Annotated in this window: 14 protein-coding genes; 7 read left to right on the forward strand and 7 right to left on the reverse strand. The window is 39.9% G+C overall.

Features of this window, described 5'->3' with window-relative positions:
• Window positions 1-166: 166 nt before the first annotated feature.
• Window positions 167-703, reverse strand: coding sequence for a hypothetical protein (locus ATHSA_RS01535; RefSeq protein WP_161847432.1), 537 nt, complete (start codon window positions 701-703; stop codon window positions 167-169).
• Complete coding sequence (locus ATHSA_RS01540) at window positions 700-1,470, reverse strand: class I SAM-dependent methyltransferase (protein ID WP_161847433.1); 771 nt, start codon at window positions 1,468-1,470, stop codon at window positions 700-702. Before ATHSA_RS01540 ends, ATHSA_RS01535 begins: the two co-directional genes overlap by 4 nt.
• Before the next feature lie 93 nt (window positions 1,471-1,563).
• Between ATHSA_RS01540 and ATHSA_RS01545 the strand changes: the two genes are divergently transcribed.
• Together ATHSA_RS01545 and ATHSA_RS01550 are read left to right on the forward strand one after the other, a co-directional pair.
• On the forward strand, window positions 1,564-2,592 hold the full coding sequence (locus ATHSA_RS01545) for an SIS domain-containing protein (protein WP_197739189.1): 1,029 nt from the start codon (window positions 1,564-1,566) through the stop codon (window positions 2,590-2,592).
• 12 nt (window positions 2,593-2,604) lie between these two features.
• Window positions 2,605-3,519: an aldo/keto reductase gene (locus tag ATHSA_RS01550; RefSeq protein WP_161847434.1), complete on the forward strand. Its 915-nt coding sequence runs from the start codon at window positions 2,605-2,607 to the stop codon at window positions 3,517-3,519.
• On the opposite strand, the gene ATHSA_RS01555 is transcribed toward ATHSA_RS01550, so the two are convergent.
• The 4 genes from ATHSA_RS01555 to ATHSA_RS01570 all read right to left on the reverse strand — a co-directional run bounded on the left by ATHSA_RS01555 (window position 3,516) and on the right by ATHSA_RS01570 (window position 8,035).
• A complete protein-coding gene (locus tag ATHSA_RS01555; RefSeq protein WP_161847435.1) occupies window positions 3,516-4,937 on the reverse strand; it encodes an MFS transporter in 1,422 nt (473 codons plus the stop codon). The genes ATHSA_RS01550 and ATHSA_RS01555 overlap by 4 nt on opposite strands.
• 11 nt (window positions 4,938-4,948) lie before the next feature.
• The gene (locus tag ATHSA_RS01560) at window positions 4,949-5,491 is read right to left on the reverse strand and encodes an acetate uptake transporter (protein ID WP_161847436.1); all 543 of its coding nucleotides are present in this window, start codon (window positions 5,489-5,491) and stop codon (window positions 4,949-4,951) included.
• A 115-nt stretch (window positions 5,492-5,606) separates the two neighbouring features.
• Window positions 5,607-7,475 carry an APC family permease gene (locus tag ATHSA_RS01565; protein ID WP_161847437.1) on the reverse strand — a complete coding sequence of 623 codons (1,869 nt, stop codon included), beginning with the start codon at window positions 7,473-7,475 and terminating at the stop codon, window positions 5,607-5,609.
• Window positions 7,476-7,606: 131 nt separating this feature from the next.
• Entirely contained in the window at window positions 7,607-8,035 is a 429-nt protein-coding gene (locus ATHSA_RS01570; RefSeq protein ID WP_161847438.1) for a pyrimidine dimer DNA glycosylase/endonuclease V, read from the reverse strand.
• 125 nt (window positions 8,036-8,160) lie between these two features.
• Between ATHSA_RS01570 and proC the strand changes: the two genes are divergently transcribed.
• The 4 genes from proC to ATHSA_RS01590 all read left to right on the forward strand — a co-directional run bounded on the left by proC (window position 8,161) and on the right by ATHSA_RS01590 (window position 11,699).
• On the forward strand, window positions 8,161-8,937 hold the full coding sequence (gene proC, locus ATHSA_RS01575; RefSeq protein ID WP_161847439.1) for a pyrroline-5-carboxylate reductase: 777 nt from the start codon (window positions 8,161-8,163) through the stop codon (window positions 8,935-8,937).
• Window positions 8,927-10,171 (forward strand): glutamate-5-semialdehyde dehydrogenase, encoded by a 1,245-nt coding sequence (locus tag ATHSA_RS01580; RefSeq protein ID WP_161847440.1) that lies wholly within the window; start codon window positions 8,927-8,929, stop codon window positions 10,169-10,171. Before proC ends, ATHSA_RS01580 begins: the two co-directional genes overlap by 11 nt.
• Window positions 10,168-11,193 (forward strand): glutamate 5-kinase, encoded by a 1,026-nt coding sequence (gene proB, locus ATHSA_RS01585; RefSeq protein WP_161847441.1) that lies wholly within the window; start codon window positions 10,168-10,170, stop codon window positions 11,191-11,193. Before ATHSA_RS01580 ends, proB begins: the two co-directional genes overlap by 4 nt.
• Before the next feature lie 65 nt (window positions 11,194-11,258).
• A complete protein-coding gene (locus ATHSA_RS01590) occupies window positions 11,259-11,699 on the forward strand; it encodes a ferritin family protein (RefSeq protein WP_161847442.1) in 441 nt (146 codons plus the stop codon).
• On the opposite strand, the gene ATHSA_RS01595 is transcribed toward ATHSA_RS01590, so the two are convergent.
• A complete protein-coding gene (locus ATHSA_RS01595; RefSeq protein WP_161847443.1) occupies window positions 11,696-12,667 on the reverse strand; it encodes a 2-hydroxyacid dehydrogenase in 972 nt (323 codons plus the stop codon). The genes ATHSA_RS01590 and ATHSA_RS01595 overlap by 4 nt on opposite strands.
• 89 nt (window positions 12,668-12,756) lie before the next feature.
• On the opposite strand from ATHSA_RS01595, the gene lpdA reads away from it, so the two are divergent.
• Complete coding sequence (gene lpdA / locus ATHSA_RS01600) at window positions 12,757-14,112, forward strand: dihydrolipoyl dehydrogenase (RefSeq protein ID WP_161847444.1); 1,356 nt, start codon at window positions 12,757-12,759, stop codon at window positions 14,110-14,112.
• The last annotated feature ends 3 nt before the right edge of the window (window positions 14,113-14,115 follow it).

The following is a 14,115-nucleotide window of genomic DNA, read 5'->3' on the forward strand; positions in this document are numbered from 1 at the left end:
CCTTTACTATGGCGCTAAAGATAAGAACGATTGAAAAAACGGATGTCGATGGGTTTTACGAATTGAGAAACTGTCCCAATGTGAGTGCGAACACGCTTGCGATGTCATAAGAAACGGAGAATATATCGACGCCTATTTGATGGCCCGGGTGAAACAATAGAAAAAATTACAAGGTTTTTTCTTTGTCTAAAATTATCGTGCAATTTGTCTGAAGCGATGAGACAAATAAGTTTTCAACTGTAAGGACGCCAAGGCCGTATAAAACAGGAAACGGATCGTGGGTAATAAGAAAATACAGACCAACTCCACCGACGACGAACATTTCTATCATCCCGACGGTAGGCGCACTTATGCTGACCTTCCCCCACGGGTATTCTTTAGAGGATACAACCCATGAAAAGAAATTTCGATTTATCGAGCAGTTAAGCATCGTTATTCCGTATGGCAATTTATCGATGTAATTCCGGTTGAATGTGAATACAAGATGTTCAAAGTCAAAGACTGAATAGTGATCCAACGCTCCGTCCTTGACGGCGGAATGAAAATCGACCTTTGTACCGAAGATCGTATGGCTTTCCACGGTGGCAGACAGGGTGTAAGGTAAATTTAACCAATTTACAACGTTTGTTGAACTTGCAGTCCCTGCAAAGGAGACAATTCCAAAAAGTATCACAAAACTAAAAATCATAATACCTTTTTTCATTTTATAACCTCCTCTATTTTTTTAGCCTTGAAGTGCAAATGCATTGCCTGATCGACAAGTATTGGATCGTCTTTGTATCTTAACTCATTCTCGACGATCTCGTTGAATTTCGAATGAAGACTCTCTTCGTAAGGACCAAAGGTAATTATTCCGGATATTTCGATAACTTTGAATTTATGATCCTCGAGAAGTTGTGAAAGCGTTTTAGAGGTGAAAAGTCTCGTTTTGAATGTGATATCAACATCTGGATCGCCTATGAAGATAACAGGATTCCTTTCGATGGCATCGATCTTTTCAAACTCTCCCATCCTTGAGAGGTCTTTGATGAAAAAATATTTGGAATCAACCGTCCCCGTAAAGATTCCATTAGGCTTCAAGGCTTTGTGAATTCTATTTAGCCCCTCTTCAAGATCGTCTAAATAACTCAAAACATCACCTTGGGCATTGATAAGATCGAATTCTTGGAAAAAGTTCATATTTTCGGCCTTACTTTGGACAAATTTTATCTTCATGCTATTGACTTTCTCTTTCATGACCTCGATCATCGCACCTGAAGGCTCGACGGCCGTAACTTCCATTCCCTTCTTGGCAAAATAAAGGGCCCATCTTCCGGTACCCGCGCCAAGATCCATGATGTGCATAGATCCCGAGACAATTTCATCGAGAATATTTCGAATTATCTCATGATGGACATTCCATGTGATACTCTCGTACATTTCATCGTATTTTCTGGCTATTCGTTCGTAAAAATCATACGATCTTGCCATATTTTTCACATCACTTCAGAATCCTTAATTCGATCTTATCATATAAAATTGGATGGTGTATTATATAGATGATCTGTAAAATGGAGGTATGAAATGGCCTACAGGATGATCGAAGAGATTCACGAAACCCTCGAGGTGATAGAACGTCTTATTTCAAATGAGAGTAAAAAGATAGAGAAAATCGCGAATGTTTTCAAAAACTTATCTCCCTCAGTTATGATAGCGGCAGGGCGCGGAACATCTGACAACGCGTGTATTTACGGTCAGTATCTTTTTGAATCGGAAATCGGCATACCCGTAGCGCTTGCTCTCGGATCTCTTTACACACATTACAAAATGCCACCGAATCTTAAGAATGGAGTTGTGATGGGCATATCTCAGTCTGGAGAGACCGAAGACGTTTGTGAGATACTCAGGCAATCGGCGAACCAAGGAGTCTTCACATTTGGAATAACTAACAATCCAGAAAGCACAATGACAAAAATTCTTGGAAATAACGCGATCTTCATGAATGCCGGGGTCGAAAAAAGTGTGGCGGCGACAAAGACTTTTACTGCCTCAATGGCCGGTGTGCTTTTACTTGCATATGCTGTAAAGGGGAAAAAATTTGAGGTGGAAGATCTCAAGGTTATGTACGAAAAGATCTTCAATCGCGAAGAGGAAATACGCGATCTTTCTCAAAGGTATTCATTTGCAAGAGATTTGGTTATAATAGGGACAGGCTTTAACTACCCAGTGGCACTCGAGAGTGCGCTTAAGTTGAAAGAGACATGTTACATAAGTGCGCAAGGTCTGTCATCGGTTGATCTTGTTCACGGTCCTCTTGCCATGTTAGATCCGGATATTCCAGTCTTGATTTTTGCGCCGAACGATTCGACGATCGAGTTGAGCGCAAAAGTTGTTGAAAAAATAAAGGAGACAGGATCGCATACGCTTATCATCTCGGACAATGACGAATTGTTAAAAAAGGGCGATCTTTCATTCAAAATACTTCCGTCAAAAAAGGAACTATACCCGTTTGAAAACGCACTGTTCATCCAGTTATTTGCCTTCAATCTTTCGATTTCCAAGGGTTTGAACCCGGATGTTCCAAGATTTTTACACAAGGTTAGCAAAATATAAGAGGTGATTGAAATGAGAACGATAGAAATAGGAAACGGTGAAATAAGATCTTCTGAAATCGCGCTTGGATGTATGAGAATTGCCGATATGTCCGTAAAAGATGTCTCGAAGTTGATAAATACCGCCCTTGAAGAAGGTATAAATTTCTTCGATCACGCGGACATTTACGGTGGAGGAAGGTCCGAGGAAGTTTTTGGAATGGCGCTAAAAGAGGTGAAGGAAAGAGAGAAGATCTTCATCCAAACAAAGTGCGGCATAAGAGATGGATATTACGATTTTTCAAAAGATCACATTCTTGAGGCCGTCGAAGGTAGTTTGAGACGTTTGAAGACCGACTACATAGACGTACTTTTGCTTCACAGGCCCGATGCACTTGTCGATCCTGAAGAGGTTGCCGAAGCCTTTTCTATACTGCACTCAAGCGGAAAGGTAAGAAATTTTGGAGTGAGCAATCACAATCCCATGCAAATAGAATTGCTCAGCCAGTATCTAAACCAGAGAATAATCATAAATCAATTGCAACTTAGCATAACAAACACCGGCATGATAGATGCGGGATTGAATGTCAACATGCAAATCGACAAGTCCATCGATCGTGATGGAAGTGTGCTCGATTATTGCAGAATTAGTGGCATTACAATTCAAGCATGGTCTCCATTTCAATATGGCTTTTTTGACGGAGTCTTTTTGGATAACCCAAAATTCAAAACTCTAAACGATGAAATAGACAAGGTTGCAAAGAATTACGATGTCCCCAAAAGTGCCATACCGATAGCGTGGATATTAAGGCACCCAGCAAAAATACAGCCAGTCATAGGTACAACAAATCCAAAACACCTTAGAGAAATATGTCAGGCATCTAACGTGAATCTGACAAGAAAGGAATGGTACGATCTTTACAAAGCGGCAGGAAACAAATTGCCTTAAGATTCCGGACTTTTCTTTGTTCTCAGAAGAGATGTGTACGATCCTATAAGGCTTAATATTCCTGAAAGGATCATTATAATTCTAAACCCGTTCTCAAATGCTGAAACATCGACCTGAGATTTAACTGTAACCCCCGAGAACATTTGAAGAAGCATGGAATGAGGAAGGCTCACAGAAAGTATAGCGCTTGCGAGGGCAAGGCTTAACAACTGGCCTGTGAATCTCATCGTACCAAGTGTCCCCGAAGCGACGCCGACCTTGCTTGTATTTACAGACCCCATAACAGAATTCGTGTTCGGCGCCGAAAATAGGCCAAATCCAACTCCAAGGATACCAAGTGGGATTGCAATCGATGCAATTCCACTTTTTGTGTTGATGAATGATAAAATGAAGAACGCAATCGCTATTATAAGCATTCCAGCAGAGGCTATGCCGCGAGATCCATACCTGTCAGACAACTTTCCACTTATCGGAGAGAAGATGACCATCAAAATAGGCTCAACCATTAAAAGCATTCCGGCGATGAAAGGTGGATAACCGATCACCATCTGTAAAAATATTGAAAATACAAAGGTTATAGAAAAAGTACTTACGTAATTCAAAAATGCCGTGAAATTTGCCGCCGCAAAGGTCCTATTTGCGGTAAAAAGCGATATGTCGAGCATCGGACTTTGTACGCGCCTTTCGTAAAGCACAAATGCAAAGATCAGCATGAGCCCGACGATAAGCAGATAAACAGTGCTTGTAAAATCATATATCTGGCCCAAACTAAGATAAAGCACAATTGAAAAGATGCTTCCCGTAAAAATCAAAGAACCTGCCACGTCGATCTTCTCTTTTTTCTTTATCTCATCGATCTTAATTCTTTTCATGTAAATAAAGGTAAGGATTAAAGCACCGATTGCTATCGGAATGTTGATTAAAAAAATGGCCTGCCACAAGAAAAATTGTGTCAGTATCCCTCCAAGGACAGGCGCCATTGTCAATCCTAAGTATACGGACATAGCATTTATGCCAAGTGCCCATCCTCTTCTTTCTTTTGGATAAACGATACTTATTATGGCAGTGGCATTTGTGCCTATCAAAGCACCTCCAAAGCCCATCACAAAACTCGAAATTATCAAAAAATAAATGTTGTCCGCGATAGATGCGAGAAGGGCTCCAATCGAGAAGATGATAAATCCTATTCTGTAAAATCTAATCCTGCCGTACATATCTGACAAACGGCCGAGGAGAATCATAAAGGTGGGAAGGGCGATAAGGTAAGCCATCGGTACCCATACGATGTCGGTAAAGGTCGAATGAAAGGTGCCGGCTATTTTCGGAACGGCAAAACTTATCAAACTACTCGTGAAAGGAGTCAAGAATGATCCCAAAGAAGTTACAAAAAGCGCTTTAACCTTCTCGTCCTTTCCCATTATATTCTCCCTTAATTGAACTGACTTTTTATGGCAAGATACATTCCGTACCATGCGAGAAGTGCCGTTGCAATGCCTTCATATCCCGCTATGGTCGTAACAACTTTATTGCCCGTGTACTGGGCTATATCAAGTAAAAGAAAGAGAAAAAAGACGAGAATGAAGATAGATATAGTCGTTTTGTCATGGGTTTTAAAAGAGATGATCGACATTATGGCACTGAAAATAGTCCATGAAACGAAAGTTATGCCGAGAATCGGGCCAAGATCATTCCCGCTCATAAGATGAAGTGCAGGAGCATACATAAGGAATGAAAAAGCCATCCAAAAGGCACCGTAACCTGTAAATGCAGTCATTCCGAATGTATTACCCGTTTTGAATTCAAAAAGTCCTGCGATAAACTGGGCAAGACCTCCGTAAAAAATCCCAAGTGGCAACGCCGCAAGTAAAGCCTGCGGAACAAGTCCCGCGTTTGCAACGTTAAGAATAAAGGTTGTCAGAGCAAATCCTCCCAATCCTACTGCGCCAGGGTTAGAAAATTTTTCTTCTTTCATTTTTGCCTCCACAATTGAATTTAAGAGATATATTCTAAATTATATTCAACATTTGTAAACTTTACAAGCAAAAAGGTGATCCATTAAAGATGGATCACCTTTAATATGTATAATTCTAAATTTTTTCAGTTTCAATTGAACTTATCTTTTCTGCCTCTTTAACTGCAATTTCAAGGTCTTCTGTTTTATGACCTGACTTGAGTGCTAAGAAATAAAATACAAGATAGACTCCAATCATAAGAATCGTATCCCATGGAAAAGGTATAATCGTTTGCATTCCAAAAGCGCCTAAGTAGGATACGACTTCCGTTACAAAGAACATTCCAAATAACCAATACGAACTTGTAAAAAGTATCTTATATTTCTCTGAAACTCTTGACGCTGTAAGAGCGGTAAAAGTGAACCATACTACGGCCATTAAAGCAAGTCCTACAAAAAAGTAAATCGTTTTTGTATCAGTTGTTTCCTTAGATGCCGGATAAAGCACAAAAAGGTAGTTGAAAACAAGAATAAAGCCTGTTACAACAAATTCAACAATTCCGACTGTGTAAGCGAATATTTTAGATAGGCCAAGTTTTTGTCGAGCGTAAAGGAAATAAAAAACAGGTATGCCAAGTAAGACTGTGTAGAAAACCATTGTAAGTGTTGAAATACCAGACCAGTACATTATAAGTGCACCGGAGACAAAACCAATCGGTGCTATTACAGAGGCGTATGGCAATCTAAAAGGTCTGCGAAGATCCGGAGCGTATTTTCTAAATGTCATTAACATAATTGGTCCCATAAGATAGGTTAAAACCATAGAACTTGATATAAAACCTATAAAAAGGTACCACGACGGAAATGGAAGGAAAAAGATCATTCCCAGCAAAGTCGATGTTATAAGCGCAATGTAAGGAATCTTCGTTTTTTTATGTATTTTTAGCAATCCGAGAGGATAATAACCATCTGCCGCTATACCGTAAAGCGTTCGCGCGCTGCTACCCGAATATATCCATCCAGTTCCTGCCGGTGAAACAAATGCGCTTATAAGTAAGAAGTAAGCGAAAGCTCCAAATAACGCTATACCGGCATTTTGCAATTCTACAAAATAAGGAGCGGAACCAAGGGAACTCGTAGTAAGATTAGACCAGTTAACACCATTCGGCCATTTTAACGCTCCAATGAATCCGATTTCTAACATTGTGTACATGACTATCGATACAGCGATAGATAAAACAGTCGCTATTGGTATATCTCTCTGGGGATTTTTGGCTTCTCCACCAAAATTGAGAGCCTGTCTAAATCCAAGAAAAGAAAAAACTATTCCGGCTGTTGGTATGGCATAGAAAATGCTTCCAACTCCCTGTGGAAAAAATCCACCATGATTTACGAAATTCGATTTGTTCAGGATAAAGAAGAGAAAGGCAAAGGTAAAAACTGGGATTATGAATTTAACCCATGTCATAATCGTATTGAACTTTGCAAGAAATTTTATCCCAAACCAGTTGATCAGAAAAAAAGCCACCAAAAGGAGTACGCCATAAAATATACCTAAAGGTGTTAAAACAGACACACCATTTACCGTATGAAAGAGCCCTTTTACATAGGTCGAGGCATAAGAAAGTATAGCCTCAGATTCGACCGCTGGAACTGTTAACGCCCCAAGCAAATACGCCCATCCCATTATGTACCCAACATAACCGCCATAAGCGTAATGGGGGTAACGAACTATACTTCCACTTTTTGGGAGAGCACTCGTTATCTCCGCAAATGAAAGCGCTATAAAGAGTACTATACTGCCACCTATTATCCACGAAATTATGGAAGCAGGTCCCGCAACTCCGGCAGCGGCCACACCACCAAGCAACCATCCAGATCCAACTATTCCACCAAGAGATAAGAAGAAAAGGTCTTGAAGTGTAAGGGATTTTCTGAGTTGCTTGTCAGACTCACGCGCAATTTCTTCCGCTGTCCTCTTTCCTTCGATCTTTACTTTTGACAATTAAAACACCTCCAAAAATAATAACATTGTGCCAATTATAATAAACAATTTAAACTTTTCAGTTAAAAATGAATATATTTTTATTTACTCTTTATTTTTTATTTAAATATAAAGAAATAAATACTCGTTGATTAAACTTTTTCCCATTTCTCAATGGGCCCATCAACAGCGTAAAAGATGGGATTTACATCTGGATAATCCACAGGTTCTAATTCATTTAACTTATCCGGATCTCTTTTTCTCAATTTTTTTCTCAAATGGTCGAATTCGTATTTTAACTGACCATAAGTTACTGGCAATTTTTGATCTATCGATTGATGTGAAAACTTTGATCCGTCAAATTTGTATCCTCTTTTCAAAGCCTCTTTGTAGATCGATTCGATGTATGCGTTTATGTATTTCAAAGGATCGGGGGAATTTTTAAATCTTAAAAGTTGAGGATGGTTTACGTACCCTCTTGTTTTACCCTCAAGCACAGCCTTTGCAAGCAAGGATTCGCGCCATACCGCAACAAGGCCTTTCTGGTCTAAATACGAAGGATGTATACTCCACAGTCTCAAATTTATCTCTCCTTTCTATTATTTACAATTCTATACCAAAATTTTTAAAAATCGAATGATTTGAAATATTTGTGTTCATTTTTAAGAAGAATTTAGTATAATTCTATCTAATAAAGGAGGTTCAAATGAAGATAGGGATAATAGGTGTCGGAAATATAGGAACGATAATCGCAGAAGCTCTTATCCACGATCATGAACTTGTACTTGTGAATAGAAGAACGGAAAAATTGAAAAGATTCCAAAACAAAGCCCAAATTTTTTCAAAAATAGAAGAAATGCCGGACGTGAACATATTGTTCTTTTGCGTAAAACCACAGGACGCGATAAGCGCACTCAAAAGAATAAAAGTAAAGAGTGACCTGATCATAAGCACCGTAACCGGACTAAAAATATCCGCGATAAAGTCCTATCTCAATGGAGATATCGTTAGAATCATGCCCAATATACCCATATCTATAGGAAAAGGCGTTGTCGGCATAACATACTCCGAAGAATTTCCCGAAGATAAAAAACAAACCGTTAAATCTTTACTTTCAAATTTCGGAGTGCTTGTCGAAATAGAGGAAAAACATTTCGCGGCCGTCACGGCCTTAAGTGGAAGCGGCCCTGCCTTTATCTTTGTCATAATAGAGGCACTTGTCGATGCCGGCATGAAACTTGGTCTCTCTTACGATACATCCATGGAACTCGTCATAGAGACGATAAAGGGATCTGCAGAGTTACTTCAAAAAGAAGGAAAGCATCCCGGAGAGTTTCGCCATTTAGTTACCTCTCCGGGAGGGACGACTATAGAGGGCATATACTCTCTCGAGCGTGAAGGATTAAGGGGAATACTCATGAAAATGATCATCGATACCTACAAAAAGGCGTTAGAGTTGCAAGGTGATTCGCATGAAAGTTGAAGAACTCGCAAAAAAGGTTGCTCAGGTAAAGAAATCGATTGGCCTTATGAACAGTCAAAGGAAGAATGAGGCTTTGAGATCGATTGCCGACGCAATAGACAAAAACAGAAAAAAAATCCTCGAAGGTAACAAAGTGGACGTTGAAGTCTCAAGGAAGAATGGGATGGCTGAACCAATTATAGACAGATTGCTTTTGAACGATAAAAGGATAGATTCGATGATAGATTCGATAAATAGAATAATAGATCTCGATGACCCTGTCGGAAAAATAGAAAACGGATGGACCTTGCCGAATGGATTGAGAATAATGAAGGTTAGAGTTCCAATAGGGGCCATCGGCATGATCTACGAGGGGAGACCAAATGTCACGGTAGATTCAGCGATATTATGCTTAAAAAGTGGCAATGCAGTACTTCTAAAGGGCAGTTCCTCGGCCCAGAACAGCAATTTGGCCCTCGTCGATGCGATAAAATCAGGACTTAAGATGGCGAACTTCGATCAAAGTGCGGTAGAACTCATCAATGATACATCGCACAAGGCCGTCGAAGAGATGATAAAGATGAGAGAATATCTCGATCTTGTAATTCCTCGAGGAGGCAAGTCTCTCATAGATTTCGTAGTTCAAAATGCAACTGTTCCAACCCTCGAGACCGGCGCCGGAAATTGTCATATCTTCGTCGATGAATCCGCAGATTTAAATATGGCATTAAAAATAATAGAAAATGCAAAAGTCCAAAGGCCGGGTACATGTAATGCCGCAGAGAAGGTATTGATTCATCAAAAGGTGGCCGGGGCCTTTCTTCCCATGATCTACGATAAACTCAAAGCGCTAAACGTCGAAATGAGAGGATGCGAGGAATCCATCAGGATAGTTCCATCTATGAAAAAGGCAACGGATGAAGACTGGTCGACAGAATATCTCGATCTCATACTCGGCATCAAAATCGTCAAAGACATAGACGAGGCGATAGATCACATAACGAAATACGGTACAAAGCATTCGGAGTCTATAATAACTAACAATTACCAAAATGCACTTAAATTCACATCTGAAATTGACGCAGCGGCAGTCTACGTCAACGCATCGACGAGATTTACGGATGGTGGAGAGTTTGGGTTCGGTGCCGAAATAGGAATAAGTACCCAAAAACTCCACGCTCGAGGTCCAGTTGGATTGAATGAATTAACATCTTACAAATACATAATTCATGGAGAAGGGCAGATAAGGTTATGAAATGTGTCGTTAAATTCGGAAGCAACCTGCTTGTCGGAAAAGATGGAAGGATAGACGAAGTTTTTATCGAAAAAATCGCGTACGAAGTTTCAAAGGCTATGGATGAGGGCCACGAGATCTTCATAGTTTCGTCAGGGGCTAAGGCCGGTGGATACGGTATACTCAAATCGAAGGGTGTAAAACTTTCAGAAAAACAGGCACTTTGCGCCATAGGTCAGATAGAACTCATGAAGATCTATTCGGAGAAATTCAAAAAATTCGGTAAGGTTGTATCCCAATTGTTGCTCACAAGAGAGGATTTCTCGAACAGAAAAAGGTTCATAAATATAATGAATACTGTAAATTCGTTAAAACATTTTGGAGTCGTTCCGATAATAAATGAAAATGATACCGTGGCGACGGAAGAGATCAAAGTCGGAGATAACGATACACTTTCGGCCTATTTATCCATCGGGCTTAAGGCAGACATTCTTGTGTTGTTCTCGGTTGTCGATGGAGTCTTAGATCAGGAAGGAAATGTGATAAATGAATTCGATGAAGAAAAAAATATAGCAAACTTAGGAAGAACAAATTGGGGAAGTGGTGGAATTTCAACGAAGATAAAAGCCGCAAAGATGGCATCGGAGGCCGGTATAACTGCCATTATAACGAATGGAAAAAAGATGAATTTGACGAATATATTAAACGGAAAGATAGAAGGAACGATCTTCAAACCTTCAAAAAAGCCAAATGCGAAAAAAGCGTGGATCGGTTTTGTTGCACGTCCAAAGGGGAAAATTCACATAGACGACGGTGCAAAAGAGGCCATACTCAACGGAAAGAGTCTTTTACCGGTGGGAGTTATTTCCTGTGAGGGAAAATTTTCAAGGGATGATACGGTCGAGATAATAAATAAAGAAGAAATTGTCGCAATGGCAACGGTTAACATATCGAGTTACACGATCAAAAAGATAATAAACAAAAAATTAAAAGGTTATGGTGAAATCTGTCACGCAGACAAAATAATGATCCTCGCAAAGTAATTTTCGCAAAAATCCATTTTATATGTTAAAATATTCACGATCGAATTTGATGAAGGAGGAAGAATATGATAGAACTTGAAGATCTTTTGGGGGTGGCTTTGAAGATCGAGTCAAGTGGTTACGAATTTTACACAGAACTTGCGAAAAGATCAACTGGAGAAAGCAAAAAGTTATTCTCTTCCCTTGCAGAACAAGAAAAGGATCACATGAAGATATTTGAAAAGTTGATATCCTCTTCTAAAGAAAAAAGTGGGGTTCTTAACGAAGAGACCGTAGGTTATCTTAAGGTCTACGCTGAAACATCTATTTTCCCAGAAATAGAGCGTGGCGTTCCAGAAAATATGAAAGACGCGCTCGAGATAGCGCTCGATGTCGAAAAAGATAGCGTTATCTTTTACGAAGAATTGATCAAATATGCCCCTCAAACTTCGACAATTCAAAAGATAATAGAAGAGGAAAAGAGACATTTTAGAGACATATTGAAGATGATAGAATCTCTAAATTAATACATCAATTCGGGATCTACAATGTCTAAGGGCCTGCCATTTTTAAGGTAAGATCTTACATTCTCAATTGTCGCGTTGATCATCTCTTCGACGCCTTCATATGTTAAACTTCCAACGTGGGGAGAGATGACGACGTTTTTAAAATCATGAATTGGATAAGCAGACGGTAATGTCGCGATATTTTTCTCATCTGGGTATCTGTACCATGTATCGATGGCCACTCCACGCAATGTTTTCGTCCTTATTCCCTCGTAAAGAGCCTTTTCGTCTATCACGGGGCCCCGGCTTACATTGATCAAAAACTTTCCGATCATAAGAGAGATTATCTTCTCATTTATTATTCCTCGTGTCTGCGGGGTGAGCGGAAGCGTGACAAAAATAACATCACTCTTTGAAACAGCCTCCTCGAGATTTAAAGTTATCTCATCTATGAAATCGATCTTTTCAATCTTTCTTTTCTTGAAGCCTATAACTTTACAGTCGAATGCTTTGACAAGTTTGGCTATTTCTTGTCCTATACTACCAACACCGATTATTCCGCACGTTTTTCCTCTGATCGATGTCCAAAACGCAGATTGTGGATCCCCTGCCGAGAATCCGTGCCATATGCCGCGAGACAGATCGTTGTGATATTCAACAACTCTACCCATAACCGCAAGGGCAAGCGCAAGGGCTCTTTCGGCCACTATTTTTGCATTCGCATGGTTGTTAGATACCATGACATTTCTCTTTTTGATCTCATCCCATGGAAGAGTGTTAACACCTGCCCATGGAACGAAGATCACCTTGAGATTTTTTGCCTTAGAAATCATCTCGGAAGAAATGTGACCGCCAACTATTCCATCGGCATCCTTTATCTCTTCAAGATCTCCGTTAGAAATGAAAAGCGCATCTTTAAATTCTTTTTTCAAATTTTCTATCTTTTTAACCCACGATTTTTCAGGTATATCAAAGAAAACTATTTTCACTTCAATCACCTCTAAAGCGATCTTAACATTTTTGAGTCATAATCTCAAATCTCAAAGTTGTATTATAGATATTTGGAGGTGTGATAATAATGTACGATCTTTTTGTTGTTGGTGGAGGCCCTGCGGGATATGTGGCGGCCATTAGAGGTTCACAATTGGGATTCAAAGTTGCAATAGCAGAAGAAAAGTATCTTGGAGGAACATGCACAAACGTTGGGTGCATACCGACAAAGGCATGGCTTGCCTCTTCAGAATTGTTTTACAGCATGAAGGAAGCGAAAAAATTCGGCATAACGGCAGAGAATTTTGCCATCGATATGAAGGCCGTCAAATCGAGAACTGACAGGGTTGTCTTAAAGGGAAGAAAGGGCATTGAATACCTTTTGAAAAAGAATAATGTTGACCTTATACAGGGCCACGCCGTTATCGAAAATAAAAACAGGGCGAAGGTTGGAGATAAGGAGATCGAATTCAAATATCTCCTTCTTGCACAGGGATCCCATCCAATAAAATTTCCACCCTTTAACGTTGATGGAATAATGACGAGCGATGAAATCTTTTCCCTCGATAAAATTCCCTCAAGTATTCTTATAGTTGGCGGTGGAGTCATAGGAGTTGAAATGGCCAATTTCTTCTCTTCAATTGGATCTCAAGTTACAGTCGTTGAGGTAATGAGTCATGTCCTGCCAAATATGGACAGCGACGTTGCCGAAGTGCTTGCAAACTCGATGAAAAAACGCGGTATAGAGATACACACAAATACAAAAACACTCTCGGTCGAAAAGATCCAAAATGGATTCAAAGTTAACTTTGAGGAAAATGAGAGATTTGAGAAAGAATTCGAAAGTATCTTACTTAGCGTTGGGAGAAAGTCCAATGTCACAGACGATGTGAAATCTCTCGGAATATCTCTCGATCAAAAAGGAAATGTTATCACAGACGACGGCCTTAAAACTAATATTCCAGACGTTTACGCGGCTGGAGACATAAATGGAAAGTACATGCTCGCCCATGTGGCCTCAAGAGAGGGAATTGTGGCCGTCAATAACATGAAGGGCGGAAATTTGAAAATGGATTACAGATCTTCCCCAAGCGTTATTTTCACAACGCCAGAGATAGGAAGCGTTGGATACACGGAAGATGAACTCAAAAATTCGAAGATAGAGTACAAAAAAGGTCTCTTTCCGATGACCGCTTTGGGACGGGCGAGAACTCTCGAATTTAACGATGGATTTTGCAAGATCCTGACGGATAAAAACGATACGATCCTCGGGGTTACAATAGTGGGGCCAATGGCAACGGAGGTTTTGATGGAAGGAGTCATAGCGGTTCATTCGAAGATGAAGATAGAAGAATTACTCGATCACGTCCATCCACACCCAACGATATCCGAAATATACATGGAAGCGGCGGAAGTATTAACTGGAATGCCAATAGATATTTAGGAG

The sequence above is a fragment of the Athalassotoga saccharophila genome, assembly GCF_009936215.1.
In the GTDB taxonomy this organism is placed as follows: Bacteria; Thermotogota; Thermotogae; order Mesoaciditogales; family Mesoaciditogaceae; genus Athalassotoga; species Athalassotoga saccharophila.